Origin of the sequence: Embleya scabrispora DSM 41855, assembly GCF_000372745.1 — a bacterium.
GTDB classification, from domain to species: domain Bacteria; phylum Actinomycetota; class Actinomycetes; order Streptomycetales; family Streptomycetaceae; genus Embleya; species Embleya scabrispora.
The window spans coordinates 87,076-106,381 of sequence record NZ_KB889681.1; the positions used below are offsets into that span (position 1 = coordinate 87,076).

16 protein-coding genes and 1 pseudogene are annotated in these 19,306 nt (G+C 72.0%); 8 read left to right on the forward strand and 9 right to left on the reverse strand.

From position 1 onward, the window contains the following. Nucleotide 1: 1 nt before the first annotated feature. Nucleotides 2-1,471, reverse strand: coding sequence for a multicopper oxidase family protein (locus A3IC_RS0129915; RefSeq protein ID WP_020553760.1), 1,470 nt, complete (start codon nt 1,469-1,471; stop codon nt 2-4). Nucleotides 1,472-1,713: 242 nt separating this feature from the next. On the opposite strand from A3IC_RS0129915, the gene A3IC_RS0129920 reads away from it, so the two are divergent. Further along, complete coding sequence (locus tag A3IC_RS0129920; protein ID WP_020553761.1) at nt 1,714-2,085, forward strand: chaplin; 372 nt, start codon at nt 1,714-1,716, stop codon at nt 2,083-2,085. 149 nt (nt 2,086-2,234) lie between these two features. On the opposite strand, the gene A3IC_RS0129925 is transcribed toward A3IC_RS0129920, so the two are convergent. After that, entirely contained in the window at nt 2,235-3,008 is a 774-nt protein-coding gene (locus A3IC_RS0129925; protein ID WP_425387366.1) for an SAM-dependent methyltransferase, read from the reverse strand. A 595-nt stretch (nt 3,009-3,603) separates the two neighbouring features. On the opposite strand from A3IC_RS0129925, the pseudogene A3IC_RS0129935 reads away from it, so the two are divergent. Continuing rightward, nucleotides 3,604-3,990: pseudogene (locus A3IC_RS0129935) on the forward strand (DnaJ family domain-containing protein); the annotation flags it as partial. A gap of 290 nt (nt 3,991-4,280) precedes the next feature. Here A3IC_RS0129935 and A3IC_RS62845 read toward each other — a convergent pair. Continuing rightward, on the reverse strand, nt 4,281-5,078 hold the full coding sequence (locus A3IC_RS62845) for a hypothetical protein (RefSeq protein ID WP_158696149.1): 798 nt from the start codon (nt 5,076-5,078) through the stop codon (nt 4,281-4,283). A gap of 643 nt (nt 5,079-5,721) precedes the next feature. Here A3IC_RS62845 and A3IC_RS0129950 point away from each other — a divergent pair. Genes A3IC_RS0129950 through A3IC_RS0129960 form a run of 3 tightly spaced genes read left to right on the forward strand, consistent with a single transcriptional unit; the run spans nt 5,722 to nt 7,795 of the window. Next, nucleotides 5,722-5,952 (forward strand): hypothetical protein, encoded by a 231-nt coding sequence (locus A3IC_RS0129950; RefSeq protein WP_040877372.1) that lies wholly within the window; start codon nt 5,722-5,724, stop codon nt 5,950-5,952. Next, entirely contained in the window at nt 5,949-6,932 is a 984-nt protein-coding gene (locus A3IC_RS0129955) for a S66 peptidase family protein (protein ID WP_020553766.1), read from the forward strand. Before A3IC_RS0129950 ends, A3IC_RS0129955 begins: the two co-directional genes overlap by 4 nt. After that, nucleotides 6,929-7,795: an aminodeoxychorismate lyase gene (locus A3IC_RS0129960; protein WP_063744898.1), complete on the forward strand. Its 867-nt coding sequence runs from the start codon at nt 6,929-6,931 to the stop codon at nt 7,793-7,795. Before A3IC_RS0129955 ends, A3IC_RS0129960 begins: the two co-directional genes overlap by 4 nt. Nucleotides 7,796-7,922: 127 nt before the next feature. Here A3IC_RS0129960 and A3IC_RS0129965 read toward each other — a convergent pair whose 3' ends face one another. Continuing rightward, entirely contained in the window at nt 7,923-9,326 is a 1,404-nt protein-coding gene (locus A3IC_RS0129965; RefSeq protein WP_020553768.1) for a salicylate synthase, read from the reverse strand. A 305-nt stretch (nt 9,327-9,631) separates the two neighbouring features. Here A3IC_RS0129965 and A3IC_RS0129970 point away from each other — a divergent pair, with 305 nt between their 5' ends. Then, entirely contained in the window at nt 9,632-11,275 is a 1,644-nt protein-coding gene (locus A3IC_RS0129970; RefSeq protein ID WP_020553769.1) for a (2,3-dihydroxybenzoyl)adenylate synthase, read from the forward strand. 155 nt (nt 11,276-11,430) lie between these two features. Next, nucleotides 11,431-12,216, forward strand: coding sequence for a VOC family protein (locus tag A3IC_RS0129975; RefSeq protein ID WP_020553770.1), 786 nt, complete (start codon nt 11,431-11,433; stop codon nt 12,214-12,216). 125 nt (nt 12,217-12,341) lie between these two features. On the opposite strand, the gene A3IC_RS0129980 is transcribed toward A3IC_RS0129975, so the two are convergent. From A3IC_RS0129980 to A3IC_RS0129995, 4 genes are all read right to left on the reverse strand, one after another. Further along, nucleotides 12,342-14,687, reverse strand: coding sequence for a heavy metal translocating P-type ATPase (locus A3IC_RS0129980; RefSeq protein WP_052173876.1), 2,346 nt, complete (start codon nt 14,685-14,687; stop codon nt 12,342-12,344). Nucleotides 14,688-14,808: 121 nt separating this feature from the next. Beyond that, nucleotides 14,809-15,798 carry a hypothetical protein gene (locus A3IC_RS0129985; RefSeq protein ID WP_020553772.1) on the reverse strand — a complete coding sequence of 330 codons (990 nt, stop codon included), beginning with the start codon at nt 15,796-15,798 and terminating at the stop codon, nt 14,809-14,811. Between the two features lie 81 nt (nt 15,799-15,879). Beyond that, nucleotides 15,880-16,146 carry a heavy-metal-associated domain-containing protein gene (locus A3IC_RS0129990; protein ID WP_020553773.1) on the reverse strand — a complete coding sequence of 89 codons (267 nt, stop codon included), beginning with the start codon at nt 16,144-16,146 and terminating at the stop codon, nt 15,880-15,882. Between the two features lie 268 nt (nt 16,147-16,414). Continuing rightward, the gene (locus A3IC_RS0129995; protein ID WP_020553774.1) at nt 16,415-16,981 is read right to left on the reverse strand and encodes a DoxX family protein; all 567 of its coding nucleotides are present in this window, start codon (nt 16,979-16,981) and stop codon (nt 16,415-16,417) included. A 179-nt stretch (nt 16,982-17,160) separates the two neighbouring features. On the opposite strand from A3IC_RS0129995, the gene A3IC_RS0130000 reads away from it, so the two are divergent. Next, nucleotides 17,161-17,628 (forward strand): MarR family winged helix-turn-helix transcriptional regulator, encoded by a 468-nt coding sequence (locus tag A3IC_RS0130000; RefSeq protein ID WP_020553775.1) that lies wholly within the window; start codon nt 17,161-17,163, stop codon nt 17,626-17,628. A 95-nt stretch (nt 17,629-17,723) separates the two neighbouring features. Here A3IC_RS0130000 and A3IC_RS0130005 read toward each other — a convergent pair. Beyond that, a partial coding sequence (locus A3IC_RS0130005) for a M28 family peptidase (protein WP_020553776.1) occupies nt 17,724-19,306 on the reverse strand: 1,583 nt, incomplete at its 5' end.

Below are 19,306 nucleotides of genomic sequence, written 5' to 3' on the forward strand. Positions count from 1 at the left end.
GTCAGCGCGGCCCCGACATGCCCGGCATGTCGGGGCCGGTGGGCGGGGTGTCGCCGTAGCCCAGGGTCGCCATCATGCCCAGCTCGCTGTGATAGAGGTTGTGGCAGTGCAGCATCCACTCGCCGGGGTTCTCCGCGAGCACGTCCACGGTGACGCTCTCCCGCGGACGCACCACCACGGTGTCCTTGCGCGGCCCCCGGCCCGCGGCGCGCTGCACCTGGAAGGTGTGCCCGTGCAGGTGGATCGGATGCCACATGCGTGTCGTGTTGGTGAAGGACAGTCGGACCCGCTCGCCGACGGCCACCGGCACCCGCAGCGGCGTGTCGAAATCGCCGGCGCTGCCCAGAGTCCACACGGTTCCCTTGGTCCCGTGGCTCAGCACGAGATCCACGCCACGCGCCGGCGCGTTGCCCAGGTCGACCGACGGGTCGGCGATCAGGTCGCTCAGCCTGGGCAGTCGGCCGTGCAATTCGGCCACGTCGACCGAAGCCGGCGGCGCCTCGCCCGCCGAGGTGCGCACCACGGCGAACGCCCGGGCGCCCTTGCCCTCGGCGGCCGCCACCAGCGGGAACACCCCGTCGCCCAGCGTGACCAGCACGTCGTAGCGCTCGCCCATTGCGATCAGCACCGTGTCCACGGTGACCGGCACCACCGGGTATCCGTCGGTGTGGGTGACCGTCAACTCGTGACCACCAAGCGCGACCCGGAACGCGGTGTCCGCCCCGGCGTTGATCAACCGCAGCCGGATGCGGCGTCCGGGAGCGGCGGTGAACTCCTCGGGGGCCTGCGGGGTGCGGCCGTTGACGAGGTAGTGCGGGTAGGCGATGTGGCCGGCGATGCCGCCCAGCAGGGTGCTGTGCATGGGGTTCGGCCCGGGATCGCGGACGCGCTCCAACGCCTCGTCCGGGTCGGTGCCGATGCCGTCGAGCCAGTCGTCGAGGATGACGGTCCACTCCGCGTCGTAGCCGAGCGGCTCGTCCGGGTCCTCCACCACGAGCGCTCCGTAGGCTCCGCGGTCGAGTTGGGTGCCCACGTGCGAGTGGTAGAAGTACGTGCCCGGATCCGGCGCGGTGAAGTGGTAGTCGAAGACGCCGCCCGGCGCCACCGGGACCTGGCTGAGCCAGGGGGCACCGTCCATCGCGGAAGCGACCCGCACGCCGTGCCAGTGCACCGTGGTGTCCTGCGGCAGGTTGTTGCGCAGCCGCGCGGACACGGTGCCGCCGGCGGTGACTCGGATCTCCGGGCCGGGCACCCGGTCGCCGTAGCCCCACGTGGTCACGGTTTGCGAACCCAGGTCGACCGTCACCGGCGCCGCGTCGAGCAACACGGCGGTGTCCGCGACGGGGAGCGCGGGTCGCGGCGCGGCGGCCCCGGTGCCGAGCAGTGTCCGTGGGCCGCCGGCGAGCAGCACGGCGGCGCCGGCCGTACCGAACAGCAGGGCACGGCGGGTCGGGTGGGAGGGGACAGGCATGCGGCCCTGCTTCCTGGTGTCGACTTGTGATCGCCTTCGCTCGCCGGGTGGCGGACGGCGCGGTTCGGCGGCGAGTACCCCGCGCCGACGTGCCGAACACGCCCTATCGACCTGCCATCGCCTCCGCTTCGGCAGGTGCCGCCACCTGGGTGAACACCTCGAATCACCAGTTGCCTGCCGGGTTTGGGGTCGTTGCACCGGGCGGTCGCGCCAACCGCGGCGCCATCCGAAACGGAGATCACATGAACACGTTCAAGAAGACCGCGGCCCTGGGCGTCGGCGTCGCCGCGCTCGTCATGACGGGTGCGGGCGTCGCCAACGCCGGTTCCGAGGCACAGGGTGCGGCGGTCGGCTCGCCCGGCGTGCTGTCGGGCAACAACATCCAGGTCCCGATCCACGTGCCGATCAACATCTGCGGCAACAGCCTCAACCTCGTCGGCCTGTTCAACCCGACGATCGGCAACGTGTGCGCGAACATCGACGGCGACCACGACAGGCGCGAGCACAACCAGGGCGAGCACAACCAGGGCGGGCACAACAAGGGCGAGCACGACAAGGGCGAGCACAACATGGGCGAGTCCCCGGAGCACCACGGTGGCGGCTACCAGGGCTGATCCCTCGGCGCCGCCAGTCCTCCGGCGATAGCGCCCGACACCGCTGTACCGGCGGCCCCTCCGATGCGGACGGATCCGAGGGGCCGCCATGCCGGGCCGAACGGCGTCTTCGGCGGTCCGGCGCGTGCCACCGGCACTGCCCGCGGCGGTTACGGCTTGCGTCCCACCGCGCCGTACATGGCCACGTCCGGCGTCTTGTCGCCGGCCTCGGGACGCCAGCGGGAACACGAGACGACGCCGGGTTCGAGCAGTTCCAAGCCGTCGAAGAAACGCTCGATGCCCTCGGGCGAGCGCTGCTTGAGCTTGGGCGTGCCGTGCGCGTTCCAGAACGCCACGGCGTCGTCCACGTCCGGCGGCGCCGGGGGGCTGGTCACCGTGTGGGACAGCGCCAGGTGACTGCCGGAGGGGAGCGCGTCCAGCAGTCGGCCGACCGTTCCGTACGCCTCGTCGTCGTCGTTGACGAAGATGATCACGCCGAGCAGGACCAGCGCGACGGGTTGCTCGAAGTCCAGCGTCTTGGCCGCGCGGGTCAAGATCTCGTCGACGTCGCGCAGGTCGGCGTCGATGTAGCGGGTCGCCCCCTCCGCACTGCCGGTCAGCAGGGCCCGGGCGTGCACGAGTACCAGGGGATCGTTGTCGACATACACGATCCGCGATTCCGGGGCCACGCCCTGGGCGATCTCGTGGGTGTTGCCCGCGGTCGGCAGTCCCGTGCCGATGTCGAGGAACTGACGGATACCCAGGTCGTGGGCGAGATGGCGGATCGCTCGGCCCAGGAACTGCCGGTCGGCGAGCGCGTAGTCGCGTGTTCCCGGATGGATCGCGGCGATCCGATCGCCGGTCTCGCGGTCCACGGGGTAGTTGTCCTTGCCGCCCAGCCAGTAGTTCCACACGCGGGCGGTATGCGCCACCTCCGTGTCGATCTTCCGCTCTGGTAACGCCGACTCTGCGTCGAGTATGGACTCGGCCACGAACTCTCATCTCCGGATGCCGTGTGGGGTGGTCCAGGCCAATCTAGGCGCCCGACACACCCGGCCGACAGGCGTCTCGGTGAACGTTCCATCACGTTCGGCGAACATCCGCGGCGTCGGAGACCGGTCGGTGCGCACCACCGGACCGGCGGATCACTGGACCGGCGGATCACCGAGCCGGCGGCATCCGTCCGGGTGAAGTTCAGGTTGCGGAACCGGGGTTGCCCCTTCGGGGAGATTCCGACCGGTGCGGGCGCCGGACCCGGCGATGCACGCGGGTCGGGTCGTCGCGGTTCGGGCGCGTTCGCGGACGAGGCCGGCAGCGGCGCGGGGCGGCGTCGCTGTCCGTGATGAGCAGGTCGGGCTCCACCGGTTCCAGTTCCATCACGAGGGGCGATCCGTCGTCGGCGAGGGCCACGTCCACGCGGGCGTACAGCGGCGTCTTCCCGGCGCGCCACGCGCAGGCGAGCACCGTGCCGGCACGGTCGGGTGGCCGATGGGGCATGCTGGAAAGTGAGCCGTAGTCGCCGTACGGAGGAGGAAGGCCGTGACCGAGCGCAAGCCGCCCGAGGTCCCGTTCGACTCGTGGGTGGACCGACAGATCGACGCCGCGGCGGCGCGTGGGGCGTTCGACGATCTGCCCGGAGCCGGGAAGCCGGTGGCCGCGATCGACGCACCGCACGACGAACTGTGGTGGGTGCGTGGCAAGTTGCAGAGCGAGGGCATCGCCGTCCTGCCACCGACCCTGGCCCTGCGCAAGGAGGCCGAGGACGCGGTGGCGGCGGCGGAGCGGGCTCGTTCCGAGCGCGAGGTCCGACGGATCGTCGCGGAGATCAACGAGAAGATCGCCGCCGCGCTGCGGATGCCACCGCCCGGCCCGCTGCTGCGCCTACAGCCGTTCGACGCCGACGAACTCGTCGCCCGGTGGCGGGCCGCCCACCCGGACCGGGTCGCTCCACTGCCCCCGGCCGGCCCGGCCGATACTCGGCGGACGTCGCCGGGGTGGCGACCCTGGCGACGCCGGGGCCGGTAGTTCCCCGGCTCGCGCGGGCGCGCATCGGCACGTGCGGCCGGCGCGGTGGCCCGGTGTGAGAGCGCGGGTGTCGGTCGGGCCGGCCGGAGCGGGCCGGCCCGGTCGACGACGACACCGCCGGCTCGGGGCAGCCGCGAGGCGTACCGTCGAGCCGGCGGTGGCCGGTGTATCCGGGCGTACCCGGGGGTGGTTCAGGCGCCGGGGCCGGTGAACAGGCCGCGGCCGGCCTTGATCGCGCGCCCGGCCTTGACCAGGCCCTCCGTGGAGGTGCGCACGCTTTCCATCCTGCTCTTGGTGGCGGTTTCGCCCAGGGCCTCGGTGAGTTGACGGACGTTCATGGGTTCGCCGGTGCCTTCCAACAACGCGGCGATCTCGTCGCGCAGGTGGGAACGGACCGGGCGAGCGGCCGCCGGTTCGGGCGCGACCGGCTCGACGGGAGCCGCCTGCGCGCGGGTGGTCTTCTTCTTGGCGGTGGACTTGGCCGCGGACTTGGTCGCGGGCTTCGCGGCGGGCTTGGTCGCGGGCTTGGCGGCGGCGGGCTTGGCCGCCGGAGCCTTGCGCGTCGATGCGGCCTGTATCCGCGTCTTCTCCTTCGTGGCCGCAACCGCCTTCCGCTTCCGGCTCGGGGCCGGGGCGGCGACGACCTCTTCGATCGGTGCGGCCTCGATGGGTGCTTCCTCGACCGCGGTCTCCTCGACCACGGCCTCCTCGGCCGGCGCCTCCTCCGCCGGCGCTACCTCGACCGGTGCCTCGACGACGGGCTCGGCCTCGACCGGCGCGACCTCGACCGGTGCGACGGCTTCGCCCTCGACGCGCGGCAGCGGCACCAGCGGACGGATCAGCGCGAGGTGCTCCACCGCGCTGAGCCGAGCCGCCAACTGCCTTTCCACGTCCACGAGTTCCTCGCGCAGCCGGTCTCGCTGCGCGGCCAGTTCGGTAGCCTCCTTCTCCAACGAAATCCGCAGTTCGTCCACAGACGATGCGACCATCCGGCGACTCCTTCTCTTGCCACTGGGACAGTGGAAGGGCGAACGCAACCCACTGACGGGCAGACGATTCCCCTTCCGGCGAGCAGGGACATCCCACCCGCGCTGCGCCCATGATCCACCGAAACCGGTTTCCGCGGGGCGGCGGTACCCAAGTGTGATGAACGGAAGCACCCGATGGTGTAGGGAAGACGACATCGGTGATGGGTTTTTCGGGGGTTGGCTCGGCGGGCGGCGATCGTTTCGGGAACCATTCGGGCTCGAGCACCGTTGTCGGGGAATGGCCGCGCGATGCTCATCTACCGGTTCGGGCCGGGTGGGCGTCCTGGGCCCGGAGGGGAACGAGTTCGAGTTTCGCGGTGATGCCGAGTGTGCGTGGTCGAGCGAATGGGGTGCCGTCGGTCGCCCGGTGCGCGTGCCGACAGTCGGTGACGGTGACGGCGAGGGGTCGGGTGGTGGGGTCGTGGAGGCGGGCGCGGGTCGATGGACGCGCCGGGTGGGCGGCACGTACGGAGCAGGGAGCCGGCGGTGTTCGGCTCGGTGTTCCGGCTCATTGCCGGCGAGGGCGTTCACGCTCGCCTGATCGTTCACCCGATGAGGTGAACGTGGGCTGTCTCTCCCGGTTGCCCTGGGCATGATGCGAGGCATGAAGGCTGAACGCACGACCGACCACCGGAACCGGCGCCGAGGGCGCCGACTCGTCGCGCGGCCCTGGGCGACGGCGCCCGGTCGGCTCCGTTTTCCGTTGCACGGGTTCGGCCGGCCCGCGTTCGCCCACGACCGGGACCCGGTGCGGTTGTTCGTGGCGATCGCGGAGGCGCGGGGTGCGGTGTCGGGGTTCGACGCCGACGACACCGCCGAACGGAGCCCTCGGTGACGGCCTTGTTCGAGCCCGACCCGGGTCCGCTGCCGGGCGGGGCACGCGGGTTGCGCCGACCCCGCCGGCTGCGACCGGGCGACCGGGTCGCGGTGGTGTGCCCCGGCAGTCCGGTCGATCCGGGCCGGCTGCACGCCGGTTGCGCGGTGTTGTCCGATCTCGGCCTCGAGGTGGTGTTGGGCGCGCACGTCCTGGACAGGCAGGAGTCGGGGTATCTCGCCGGGACCGACCGCGGCCGCGCGCGCGACCTGGAGGACGCCTGGTGTGATCCCGCGATCGCCGCGATCGTGTGTGCGCGCGGCGGTTACGGCGCGGCGCGGGTACTGGACCTGCTGTCGTGGGAGGCGATGGCGGCGGCGGAGCCGAAGGTGCTCCTGGGGGCGAGTGACGTCACCGCGTTGCACGCGGCGTTCGCCGCCCGACTGGGCGTGGTCACCCTGTTCGGGCCGATGCCCGCCACCGCCGGGTTCGGTGCGGCGGCCGGGAAAGCACCCGACCCGGGCACCCTCGCCCAACTGCGGGCGACCCTGTTCGCCCCGGAGGACGCGGTGGAGTTGGCGTCGCCGGACGTCCATGCGCTGGTGGCCGGCCGAGCCCGCGGCGTGACCACCGGTGGCACGCTGAGTCTGGTGGCCGGCTCGATCGGATGTCCCGAGTCGTCGCCCGCGACCGGTGCGATCGCGTTGTTCGAGGACATCGGCGAGCAGCCGTACCGGATCGATCGACTGCTCACCCAACTGCTGCGCTCGGGCTGGTTCGCGGGCGTGGCGGGGGTGGTGACCGGGACCTGGACGGACTGTGGACCGGTCGAGCGGGTCGAGGCGGTGCTGCGCGATCGGCTGTCGCCGCTGGGTGTCCCGGTACTGGCCGGGTTGAGCTTCGGCCACGGCCCGCGTCAACTCACGGTGCCGCTGGGCGTCGAGGCCGACCTGGACGCGGACGCGGGTACGCTGACGCTGACCGCGGCGGCGCTGCGGTGAGCGACTCGTCCGCGTCGAGGGCACCCGTTCCCGGGACGCTGGTGCACCTGGACGGAACCGTCGCCGACCGTGCCCGGCCCGCGCTGCGTGCCGACGACCTCGGGGTGCTGCGCGGGGACGGCGTCTTCGAGGCACTGCTGATCGTCGACGGGCGACCCCGCCACCTGGACGAGCACCTGGCCCGATTGGCCCGGTCGGCCGCCGCTCTCGGGCTGTCCGCGCCGGACGCCGAGGCGTGGCGGCGCTGCCTGGCCGTGGCGATCGACGGGCACGGCGTCGTCGGTGAGTCGTACGCCCGGCTGGTGCTGACCCGAGGGCCCGAGAGTGGTGGCCCGGAAACCGGCTACGTGCTGGTCGACCCGGTTCCGGCGAGCACGCGGCGGGCCCGGGCCGAGGGGGTGCGTACGGTGACGGTGACCCGCGGCGTGCTCCCCGCCCCGGCCGACCGGGCGCCGTGGCTGCTGAGCGGGGCCAAGACGCTGTCGTACGCGGTCAACATGGCCGCCCAGCGGTGGGCCCGTGCGCACGGTGCGGACGATGCGATCTTCCTGGCCGAGGACGGCACGGTCCTGGAGGCGCCGACGGCCGCCGTGGTGGTGGCGAGCGCCCGCACATTGCGGACCCCGCCGCTCGATCCGGGCATCCTGGAGAGCATCGCGCAGCGGCGGCTGTTCGACGCGGCGGCCGGGGCCGGTTGGAAGTGCGGCCACGCGCGACTGTCGGTCGCCGATTTGCGCGCCGCGGACGGTGTTTGGCTGGTCTCCAGCGTCCGGCTCGCCGCACGGGTGACATCCATCGACGCGGTGCCGTGTGCACAGAGCCCGCGGCACGACGAGATCCTCGAACTCATGCGAGCCGATTGAACACACCGGCGCGGAATCGGTGGACGGCGGCGGGCAGGCACGGGAGCGGGGGAGCCGCGGTCCGGGTGGGGCGCCGGGGTACTGTTCCGGCCCGCCCGGCCCCGGTCGAGGCGGGCCGGAACGGTGGTCAGGTCGCGGTCAGTACGGCGGGCTGCGGGTCCTCGGTGTCGCCGGTCGGGTCGACGCGTTCGGGCACGAGGAAGCGCGAGACGCTGTACAACTTCTCGCGGGTCTCCTCGAGTTCGCGCTCGGGCGTGGAGTGGGCGACGACGCCCGCGCCGGCCCGCAGCCACGTGCGCTCACCGTGTCGGAAGACGCTGCGCAGGACCAAAGCGGCGTCCACGGTGCCGTCGGCGTCGACGGTGAGCACCGATCCGCTGTACAGGCCCCGGGGTTCGGCCTCCAGGCGGTGGATCAATGCGCATGCCTGGGACTTGGGGATGCCGGAGGCGGTGACGGCGGGGAAGAGCGCGGCGACCGCGTCCCAGGCGGTGCGGCCCTCGGACAGTCGGCCGGACAGCCGCGAGGCCAGGTGCTGCACGCTGCCGCGCTCCTTCACGGCCATGAAGTCGTCGATGCGCCCGCTGCCTTCGGTGCAGACCGTGGCCAACTCCGCACAGGCCAGGCGCACGGATATGGCGTGCTCGAAGACCTCCTTGGCGTCGCGGTACAACTCCTCGCGACGGGTCCGGTCGGCCGTACGATCACCGGCCAACGCGCGGGTGCCCGCCAGCGGTTGGGTGGTCACGGTGCCGTCGCGGGTGACCCGGGCGACGATCTCCGGACTGAAGCCGGCCACCTGCCACCCGCCCAGTCGCAGCAGGAACGATCGTGCCGGGTCGTTGCCCCGACGGCCGGCGAGGTAGGTGGCGGGCAGGTCGATCGGCTCGGGAACGGGCACCGGGCGGGAGACGATGACCTTGTCCAACTGCCCGGTCGAGATCGCGGCGATCGAGGCGGCCACGGCCGCGCGATAGTCGTCCGCACCGTGATCGTGCACGTCGGCCCGGATCCGGTCCTCGCGCGCGGGCGCGTCGGCCGCCGACACGGCGGCGGCGAGGCGCACTTCGAGGTGGTCGAGGTCGTCCGGCGCCAGGGCGCGCAGCAGTGCCTCACCCTCGGTCAGTCGGATCTCCCGGCGCGGGACCGCGACTTGGGCGATCGGTGGATCGTCCGTGCGTACGCCGACGCCGGATGCCGGGCCGGTGCCGTGCAGTACGTGGCTCAGCTCGAAGGCCAGCCAGCCGTACGCCCGCCACCCGGTGACCTCGACGTCCGCCAGGGCCCGGGCCACCGCGTCCAGCGGGCGTGGTCCGGTGGCGACGGTGCGCGTTGTGCCTTCCACGGTCAGCGTGGTCGCGCCGACACCCGTGGACACGAGTGCGTACGGCGATTCCCCCCAACCGACTTCGCCTTCGTTCTCGTAGACGACGAACTCGTCCGTGGTGGAGGCGGCGAGAGCGGCGGCGACGGCGATGGGGTCGGCGGCACAGGCTATGCGCCGCTCGTGGAAGACCGAGGGGGAGGTCACAGCTCTTCTCGCTTTCAAGAAGGGGCCACAAGCGTTCAAGAGACCGAGCCAGGCAAAACTTAGGTTAGCCTAACCTGAATTGCGACCCCGGTCGATGCCGAACGGGCAACTTCGGGGTGCGGAAGTGCGGTTGCGCCGGTGTGCGTTTGCGTCGTCGACTCCGGGGGTGCGAGCCGCTGCGGAAATGGCGGACGTGGCACCGGACATGACGATTCCCGAGGGGCGGGGACACGGCGGGATATTCAGGTTAGCCTAACCAAAGTCCCGCGTGCCGAACAGTCATCGTCCCGGAGGTCGACAACCCGATGAGCCAAGCCAACTCGCCGGTGCCGCCACGTGCTTCGGGCCTGACGCCGTGGCCGGAGGAGACGGTCGCCGAATACCGCGCGGCCGGCTACTGGGACGGCCGCACGCTGGGCAGGCTGTTGCGCGACTGGACCGCCGAGTACGGCGACGGCCTCGCGGTCGTGGCCGGCGAACAGCGCCTGACGTACCGTCAACTCCAGGCGCGGGCCGATCGGATGGCTGGCGGGCTCGCCGACCTCGGCATCCGTGCCGGCGACCGGGTGGTGGTGCAACTGCCCAACACTGTCGCGTTCCCGGTGCTGTTCTTCGCTCTGGTCCGACTCGGCGCGATCCCGGTGCTGACGCTGCCCGCGCACCGGATCACCGAGATCGCCCACCTGGCCCGGCTGAGCGAGGCCGTCGCCTATGTGGTGGCCGACGAGGTGGCCGGCTTCGACTACCGCGACCTGGCCACCCGGGTGCTCGCCGAGGTGCCCTCGGTGCGGCACGTCCTGGTCGCCGGCGACCCCGGACCGCATCGGGCCCTGGACACCGTGGACGGCGAACCCCGCCCGCACGCCGAGCCCGACCCGGGCGACGTGGCACTGCTGTTGGTCTCCGGCGGCACCACCGGCGTGCCCAAACTCATCCCGCGCACCCACGACGACTACGGGTACAACGCCCGCGCCAGCGCGCAAGCCTGCGACCTCGACGCGGACACGGTCTACCTCGCCTGCCTGCCGGTCGCGCACAACTTCCCGCTGGCCTGCCCGGGCCTGCTCGGTACGCTCTCCGTGGGCGGCACCGTGGTGCTCTCCCCGTCCCCGGCGCCCGATGCCGCCTTCCCGCTGATCCAGGCCGAGGGCGTCACCCATACCGCGCTGGTCCCGCCGCTGATCCCGCTGTGGCTGGACACCGCCGAATGGGACGACAGTGACCTGTCGAGCCTGCGACTGCTCCAGGCCGGCGGCTCGAAGTTGTCCGCCGAGGTGGCCCGCATCGTGCCCGAGGGGCTGGGCTGCGCCGTACAACAGGTCTTCGGCATGGCCGAGGGACTGCTCAACTACACCCGCGCCGGCGACGACGACGAGATCGTGACCCGCACCCAGGGCCGCCCGCTGTGCCCCGACGACGAACTCCGCATCGTGGACTCGCAAGGACGCGACGTCGCCCCCGGCGAGGTCGGCGAACTCCTGGTCCGGGGGCCGTACACGCTGCGCGGCTACTACCGCGCACCCGAGGTCAACGCGACGGCCTTCACCGCCGACGGGTTCTACTGCTCCGGCGACCTGGTTCGGCGCCTGCCGTCCGGATACCTCGTGGTCGAGGGACGGGTGAAGGACACCATCGACCGCAACGGCGAGAGCGTTTCCGCCGAGGAGGTCGAGACTCACGTCCGAGCCCACCCGAACATCGCTCTGTGCGCGGCGATCGGGCTGTCCGACGCCGACCGCGGCGAACAGATCTGCGCCGTGGTGATCCCGGCCGGCGGAGCCGACGCGCCCACGTCCGCGCAGTTGCGCGCCTTCCTGATCGAGCGCGGCGTCGCGGCGTTCAAGCTGCCGGATCGTGTCGCCGTCGTCACCGAGTTCCCGCTCACCGCGATCGGCAAGATCGACAAGCGTGCGTTGGTCGACGCGTTGTCGGAGTCCGCGACGCGCTGATCGACGGAGAGGCTGCGGAGCCGGGGATGCGCGGCGAATCGCGGCGCCGGGGTCCGCTCGCGCATCGCACGTCGACCGGTGGCGGGTGGTGGCTCGGGCGCCGACGATGAGGAGAACGGGGTCGTTCTTCGTCTCCTTCTCCGGAGGTTCTCGTCATGCCCGTGGTCACCAACCCCTACGTGCCCGGCACACCCTGTTGGGTCGATCTGATGGTTCCCGACCAGCAGGCCGCTCTCGACTTCTACCGCGACCTGTTCGGCTGGCAGGGCGAGGTGGGGCCGGCGGAGACCGGCGGTTACGCCGTTTGCTCGCTGAACGGGAAGGCCGTCGCGGGCATCATGACCGCGATGTCCCCGGATGGCGGGCCGACGCCGCCGACCGCGTGGACCACCTATCTGGCCACCGCCGACGCGGACGCCACCCAGCAGGCGATCAAGAAGGCCGGCGGCACGGTGCTCATGCCGGTGATGGATGTGATGACGCTCGGCCGGATGGGCGTGGTCGCCGATCCCACCGGCGCGGTGTTCGGACTGTGGCAGGCCCGGGACTTCGGTGGCTCGGAGGTGGTCAACGAGCCCGGCGCGGTGATCTGGAACGAGCTGAACACCGGCGACACCGCCGCCGCGTCGGCGTTCTGCTCGGCCGCGCTGGGCCTGGAGGCCGCGCCGATGGAGGGTGCCGAGGGCTACTACTCGCTGAGTGCGGCCGGCCGTGTGGTCGGCGGGATGCAGGGCCTGGACCAGTTGCCGCCCGGTACGCCCGCGCACTGGCTGACGTACTTCTCCGTGGACGACACCGACAGCACCGTCGATGCGCTGGTCCGGGCCGGCGGCAACGTGCTCAAGCCTCCGTTCGACATGATGGCGGGTCGGATGGCGGTGGTTCAGGACCCGCAGGGCGGCGCGTTCGCCGTGATCCAGGCGGTGGGCCCGACGCCCTGATCCCGACCGGGCCCGACCCGGCGAGCCGGTGCCGGGGCGGTGCGTGGATCGGCCGAAGCCCGCTCGATGCGGTGGCATCGAGCGGGCTTCGGCGGTCGTGCTCGCGTGCGGCGGTCAGGCGGCGGTCAGGCGGCGATCGGAGTGGGCTCGGTCGTGTCGGTCGTCTCGGTCGGGGTCGGGTGGGTTTCGTCGGCGAGTGCCTTGAAGCCGCGCAGGCGCAGGCTGTTGCTGATCACGAAGACCGAACTGAAGGCCATCGCGGCGCCGGCGAGCATCGGGTTGAGCAGCCCGGCCGCGGCGAGCGGCAGGGCGGCGACGTTGTAGGCGAAGGCCCAGAACAGGTTGGACTTGATGGTGCCCAGCGTCCTGCGGGCCAGCCGGATCGCGTCGGCGGCGGCGCGCAGGTCACCGCGGACCAGGGTCAGGTCGGATGCCTCGATCGCGACGTCGGTGCCGGTGCCCATGGCCAAGCCGAGATCGGCGGTGGCCAGAGCCGCCGCGTCGTTGACGCCGTCGCCGACCATGGCCACGATCCGGCCCTCGGCCTGGAGCCGGGTGACCACGTCCACCTTGTCCTTGGGCATCACCTCGGCGTGCACGTGCCCCGGGTCGATGCCCACCTGCGCGGCGACGGTGTGCGCCACGGTGGTGTTGTCGCCGGTGAGCAGGATCGGGGTGAGTCCGAGTTCGCGGAAGCGCCGGATGGCCTCGGCGGAGGTGGGCTTGACCGCGTCGGCGACCACCAGGACGGCGCGGGCCCTGCCGTCCCACGCCACCGCGACGGCGGTGCGACCGAGTGCCTCGGCGTCGGCCATCGCCCGTTCGAGCTCGACCGGCAGGTCCAGGGCCCATTCGGTGAGCAGCCGGGTGCGTCCGACCAGGACGGCGTGGCCCTCGACGATGCCCTGCACGCCGAGCCCTTCGACGTTGGCGAAGTCCTCGGGGTCGGGCAGGTCGCCGACGCGCTCGGTCGCGCCGGTGGCGATGGCCTGGGCGATGGGGTGTTCGGAGGCGTTCTCCAGGGCACCCGCGAGACGCAGCACCTCGTCGAGCTGCTCGCCATCGGCGAGGTGGGTGTCGAGGAGGGTCATCCGGCCGGTGGTGACGGTGCCGGTCTTGTCCAGGACGATCGTGTCGACGCGGCGGGTGGATTCCAGGACCTCGGGGCCCTTGATCAAAATGCCCAGTTGTGCGCCGCGCCCGGTGCCGACCATGAGGGCGGTGGGAGTGGCCAGGCCCAGGGCGCAGGGGCAGGCGATGATCAGGACCGCGACGGCGGCGGTGAACGCGCCGGCGATGCCCTGTCCGGTGCCCCACCAGAAGCCGAGGGTGGCGGCGGCCAGCGCGATGACGGTGGGGACGAAGATGCCGGAGACCTTGTCGGCCAGGCGCTGCACCTGGGCCTTGCCGTTCTGGGCGTCCTCGACCAGACGGGCCATCCGGGCGAGCTGGGTGTCGGCGCCGATTCGGCCGGCCCGCACGACCAGTCGGCCGCCGGCGTTGACGGTCGCGCCGGTGACGGTGTCGCCGGGGCGGACCTCGACGGGCACCGATTCGCCGGTGAGCATCGAGGCGTCCACGGCGGAGGTGCCCTGCTCGATGACCCCGTCGGTGGCGATCTTCTCGCCGGGGCGGACCACGAACAGGTCGCCGACGGCCAACTGCTCGACCGCGATGCGCTCCTCGCGGCCGTCGCGCAGAACCGCCACGTCGCGGGCGCCGAGTTCGAGCAGGGCCTTGAGGGCGGCGCCGGAGCGGCGCTTGGCCCGGGCCTCGAAGTAGCGGCCGGCGAGGATGAAGGTGGTCACGCCGGCGGCGGCTTCGAGATAGATGTTGCCCGCTCCGTCGCCGCGTTCGATGGCGAAGGAGAACGCGTGGGTCATGCCGGGCTCGCCGGCGGAGCCCCAGAACAGGGCGTACACGGACCAGGCGAGCGCGGCGAGGGTGCCCATCGACACGAGCGTGTCCATGGTCGAGGTCCCGTGCCGCAGGTTGGTCCACGCCGCCTTGTGGAACGGCCACGCGCCGTACGCGACGACCGGCCAGGCCAGGGCGAGGGAGAGCCACTGCCAGTTGGTGAACTGCAGGGCCGGCACCATCGCCATCGCGATCACCGGCACGGTCAGCACGGCCGAGATCAGCAGCCGGTCGCGCAGGGCGCGGACCCGACCCCCGTCCGGGTCCGCGCCCTGCGCCGATTCGCCGGCGGAACCGGCGGTCTCGGGCGGGGCGGGAAGCTCGGCGGTGTAGCCCGCGGCCTCGACCTGGGCGACCAGGTCGGTCGGGGCGATGTCGGCGGAGTAGGTGACCTTGGCCTTCTCGGTGGCGTAGTTGACCGTCGCGGTCACGCCGTCGAGTTTGTTGAGCCGCTTCTCGATGCGCATCGCGCACGAGGCGCAGGTCATGCCGCCGATCGACAGTTCGATCTCCCCGCTGTCCGGTCGCGCCGAGGTCTCGGTGGTCGAACCCATCGCCTGCTCCTTCGCATCTCGCTCGTGCTGGTGTGGCCGTCCCACGATCACATGCCGACTATACCCTAGGGGGGTATCGATCGCACAGGAGTCGGCCTTGGTTTCGATCTCGACGGTGTTCCTAGTGGGCGTGCTCGCCGTGTTCCGGTGCGGTGGCGGGCGGTGCGGCGGGTGTCGTCGCGGGTGCGCTCGGGGCGCCGACGGTGACGGTGAACTCCGCGGTGCGGACCGTGCCCTCGTGTCGGAAATCCAGGTACAGGCGGTAGCTGCCGGTGCTGGGTGCCTGGGCGTGGAAGGCGATGCCTGGGCCGGCGGGGGTCTTGCCGTCGTCGGGTGCGCCCTGTGGGTGGACGTGCAGGTAGCCGAGGTCGCCCTGGCGGAGTGCGACCAGGTGGCCGTACGCGCCGAGGTAGGGCTGGAGGTCGGTGACCGGCCGGCCGTCCTTGCTCACGTTCAGGGTGAGCAGGCCGGACTCGGTCGCGGACAGGTCGCCGGCCAGGGTCACGGTGTAGCCGTCGACGGTCGCGGTGCGGGACGGGGCCGGCAGGGCGGCCGGTTGGTAGGCGCCGGCGACGATGACGTCGGCGCCGAGGGTGAGCGGGCCGGTCGGGTCGCCGGCGGGGGAGAAGTCGGCGAACACGCGGTACGTGCCGGCGCTCGCGAAGGTCAGCGGCACACTCCACGTCCCGTCCGCGCCGAGTACGGGGTGCACGTGCTGAAAGCCGGACAGGTCGCGGCGGGCCACGATCAGATGCAGGTCCTTGTCGTGGGCGCGGTCGTAGCGGGTCCACGGCTGCCCGTTCGGGCCGAGTACGCGGAAGCGGAAGTCGGTCCCGGTGCCCACCGGCAGCGGTTCGGCGGGCGGTACCAGGGTGTAGCCGCGCTCGGAGACCTGTAGGCCGCCGGGCATCTCGGCGACGGCGGGCAGGGCGCCGGTCGGGCCGGGGGCGCGTGTGCCGGTCGGCGCGCCGGCGGTATCGCCGCCGTGCCTGCCGTGCGCGGGGGCCGGGTCGGAGCCGACCGGGCCGACCGCGTGGCCCACGCCGAACGCGGCGCCGAAGGCCAGGACGATGCCGGCGCCGAACGCGCCGACCTTGACTGCCGTGATCATGGTCTCTCCCTGGTGATCCGTCGGGGTCGGGGCCGTCGATGGAGCCGTCGGGAGGGCGGCGCCGCCGCCCTCCCGAGCCGGTCAGTGGCAGCTGCCGCAGCAGCTCGCGCCCGCGGCCGGTGTCTCGGTCGGGACGAGCCCGTAGCCGGCCTCGTCGATCGCCGCCGCGACGGCCGCCTCCTCCAGCGCGGCATCGGCGGTCACGGTGACCCGGCCGCTCGCGAGGTCGACCGCGACGTCGGTGACGCCGTCGAGCCGGCCGAGCTCGGCCTCGACCGACGAGACGCAGTGGCCACAGGTCATGCCGGTGACGGTGTAGGTGGCGACGGCGGAAGTGGACGTGCCCATGGCGAAACCTCCTGCTGCTCGGATCCGCCGCACCGGACGTGGCCCGGTCGGCGAGTACGGTTACAACATACCCCCCCTAGGTATGTAGTCAAGCCGCCTGGGCCGATCGAGAGTGGCAACAACGAACCGCGGCCGGGGTGCACATGAGTGCACCCCGGCCGCGCCGTTCGCCGATCAGGTGATCGGACCCGGCGGTGTCGGATCGGGACGACGCTCCGTGGCCGCGGCGGTGGCCGCCCGAGCCCGAGCGATCGTCGGTGGGGCGGTGTCAGTCGCGCAGCACCAGGATGACGCCGGCGGTGACCACTCCGATCGCGACGGCGGCGATGCCGTAGGCGAGGCGGTGGGCGCGCAGGACCGGGAGGAAGCGGTCCACGGCCAGTCGGCCGGGGCCGGTCAGGGCGAGCGCGGCGGCGGCCGAGGTCAGCAGCAGCTCGTACTCCACGCCGTTCGGCGCGAAGAAGCCGCCGTCCCACTTGACCGCGATGGCGTTGATCATGGTGCCCACGATCGCGGCGGCGGCGAGCGGGGTGCACAGGCCGATCACCAGGGCCAGGCCGCCGAAGGTCTCGGTGAGGCCGGCCACGGTCGCCATCGCCTTGCCGGAGGGGTAGCCGCTCATGGTGAAGAACTGGCCGGTGCCGTCCAGGCCGGCACCGTCGAACCAGCCGAACAACTTCTGGCTGCCGTGCGCGGCCATGGTCAGGCCGACCACCACCCGCAGCAGGACCAGCCCCAGGTCGTAGCCGTGCAGGGACGGGCCGGGCGCGGTCGGCGACGCGGGGCCGGTGGGCCGGTCGAGGCCGCGAAGGGTCGTCTCGGCGGGGGAGGCCATGTGGGTGTCTCCTGTCGATGCGAGGTCGTCGGACGATCGTCGGGTCGGATCCCGGGACGGGCCCTTGACTCGGGCCCGTGGTTCGGGTGTGGGTCCGATCGGGACGGGCAGTTCAAATTTGAACTGCTTCGACGCTACAGGCCGACTCGGGCTTCGACAAGCTCAGTAGGCTGGGGCGCATGAGCGAACCGCGTTGGCTGGACGACCTCGAGATGGCTGCCTGGCAGGGCTTCGTCGAGGCCGGCCACCGCGTGGACCGGGCACTGGAGCGTCAGCTCAAGGACGAGGCCGGTCTCTCACACCCGCAGTACGAGATCCTCGTGCACCTCTCCGGGGCGCCCGACGGCGAACTGCGGATGGCCGAACTGGCCGAGAAGCTGATCACTTCCAAGAGCGGGATCACCTACCAGGTGGCCCAACTGGAGAAGCTGGGACTGGTCCGCCGACGCGCGTGCCCCGATCAGCCGCGCGGCGTCTTCGCGGTGCTGACCGAGCAGGGCGCGATACGGTTGCGCGGCGCCGCTCCGGCGCACGTCGAGCGGGTTCGCGAAGTGCTGATCGACGTCTTGGATAGAGAGCAACTCGCAGTCCTGGCCGAGGCGTTGGGTATGGTCGGCCGCCGGCTGCGGGCGCACGACCGGGCCTGATCGACGCCCTTGCCGGACCTGAACGACCAGGCGCCCCGCTCCCGGATGACGCGTGGGGGCGGGGCGCCGATCGTCGGATGAACGATCGGGACGGGTCAGGAGATGCTGACGTCGTCCACGTAGAAGGTGGTCGTGGCGGATTCGTCCTCACTGCCGGCGAACTGGAGAGTGATCGTCTGGCCCGCGTAGGCGCTCAGGTCGACGCTCTTCTGGACGTAGGCGCCGGTGGCGCCGACGTTGGAGTAGGTGGCCAGGGTCGTGCCGTTGACCTGGACCTTGAGCGTGTCGTAGACCGTGGAGCCGACTTCCTGGGTGGTGGTCTTGATCCACACGCGGAGCGTGCCGTTGGCCGGGACGGAGATGTTGGACTGGCTCAGGGTTTCGGTGGCCGTGCTGCCGTAACCCATCATCCAGGCGTACCAGGAACCGCTGTGCGGGGTGGCCTGGCTGCTGTTGGTGATGTCGTTGGCGCTCTGCGTCCAGTTGGCGGTGCCCTGCTCGAAGCCGCCGTTCTGGAGCGCGTTGCCCGGGTTGCTGTTGCCGACGGTCAGCGTGTACGTGGCCGTGTGGGTGACCGAGCCGGTGCCGGTGATGGTGATCGGGTAGGTGCCGGGAGTGGTGCCGGCCGCGACCGTGATGGTGGCGGTCGAGGACGCTCCGGACTGCACGGACGTCGGGTTGAAGGTCACGCTGACGCCGCTCGGGGCGCCGCCGGCGCTCAGCGCCACGGTCTGCGCGGGGGCGGTCACGGTGCTGGTGCTCACCGTCGTGGAGACGGTGCCGCCGCCGGACGGGACGGTGCCCGCGCCGGGTGCGACCGAGATCGAGAAGTCGGGGCCGGGAGTCGGGCCGCCGACCGCGGTCTTCCAGATGGTGTAGGCGACACCGTCGGCGCTGCGGTCGAGGACGGTGGCGTTGATGTTGGAGGTGGTGTCACACGCGGAGTGGTAGCAGGAGTCGTAGGAGGCGTTCGCCTGGCCGCCCCACTTCGTCGCCTGGGCGGAGGTCTTCACCGCGTCGGCGCCGGCCGCGTAGCCGGAGGTGGGGATGCCGCCCTGCTGGAAGGAGTAGTCGTCGGAGCGGCCCTGGCCCTCGACGTTCTCCTCGGGACGCAGGTTCAGNNTGTCCCAGTACGCCTTCANCGGNGCNGCNGTGGNGGAGTTGANGTTGTTGATGAAGTAGCCNNCGTTNNGCGAGCCGACCATGTCGAAGTTGTAGTAGCCCTTGATCGCGCCGCGCTGGGTGGAGTTGAGCTGGCTCACGTAGAACTGGGAGCCCTGGAGGCCCTGTTCCTCGCCGGCCCACCAGCCGAACCGCACGTGCTTGGTGAGGGTGGGGTTGGCCTGGGCGAGGGCGAGTGCGTTCTCCAGGAGGGTGGCCGAGCCGGAGCCGTTGTCGTTGATGCCGGGGCCGGCCGAGACGCTGTCGAGGTGGGCGCCGAACATGACGACGGAGTCGGCGGGGCCGCCGGGCCAGTCGGCGATCAGGTTGTTGGAGCGGTAGGTGCACGAGGTGCAGGTCTGCTCGGTGACGGTGNAGCCGGCCGCCTGGAGCTTGCCCTTCACGTACGCCACCGAGGCGGTGTAACCCGCGCTGCCCGCGCGGCGGTTGCCGCCGTTCTGCGACGCGATCGTGTTGAGCTGGGACAGGTGCGCCTGGACGTTGGCCACGCTGATGT

Bases quoted from the DNA above. Each gene is read 5' to 3' on its own strand.
- A3IC_RS0129970 (WP_020553769.1), top strand. From the start codon at position 9,632: ATGAGCCAAGCCAACTCGCCGGTGCCGCCACGTGCTTCGGGCCTGACG.
- A3IC_RS0129980 (WP_052173876.1), bottom strand. From the start codon at position 14,687: ATGGGTTCGACCACCGAGACCTCGGCGCGACCGGACAGCGGGGAGATC.
- A3IC_RS0129950 (WP_040877372.1), top strand. From the start codon at position 5,722: ATGAAGGCTGAACGCACGACCGACCACCGGAACCGGCGCCGAGGGCGC.
- A3IC_RS62845 (WP_158696149.1), bottom strand. From the start codon at position 5,078: ATGGTCGCATCGTCTGTGGACGAACTGCGGATTTCGTTGGAGAAGGAG.
- A3IC_RS0129985 (WP_020553772.1), bottom strand. From the start codon at position 15,798: ATGATCACGGCAGTCAAGGTCGGCGCGTTCGGCGCCGGCATCGTCCTG.
- A3IC_RS0129920 (WP_020553761.1), top strand. From the start codon at position 1,714: ATGAACACGTTCAAGAAGACCGCGGCCCTGGGCGTCGGCGTCGCCGCG.
- A3IC_RS0129995 (WP_020553774.1), bottom strand. From the start codon at position 16,981: ATGGCCTCCCCCGCCGAGACGACCCTTCGCGGCCTCGACCGGCCCACC.
- A3IC_RS0129975 (WP_020553770.1), top strand. From the start codon at position 11,431: ATGCCCGTGGTCACCAACCCCTACGTGCCCGGCACACCCTGTTGGGTC.
- A3IC_RS0129990 (WP_020553773.1), bottom strand. From the start codon at position 16,146: ATGGGCACGTCCACTTCCGCCGTCGCCACCTACACCGTCACCGGCATG.
- A3IC_RS0130000 (WP_020553775.1), top strand. From the start codon at position 17,161: ATGAGCGAACCGCGTTGGCTGGACGACCTCGAGATGGCTGCCTGGCAG.
- A3IC_RS0129915 (WP_020553760.1), bottom strand. From the start codon at position 1,471: ATGCCTGTCCCCTCCCACCCGACCCGCCGTGCCCTGCTGTTCGGTACG.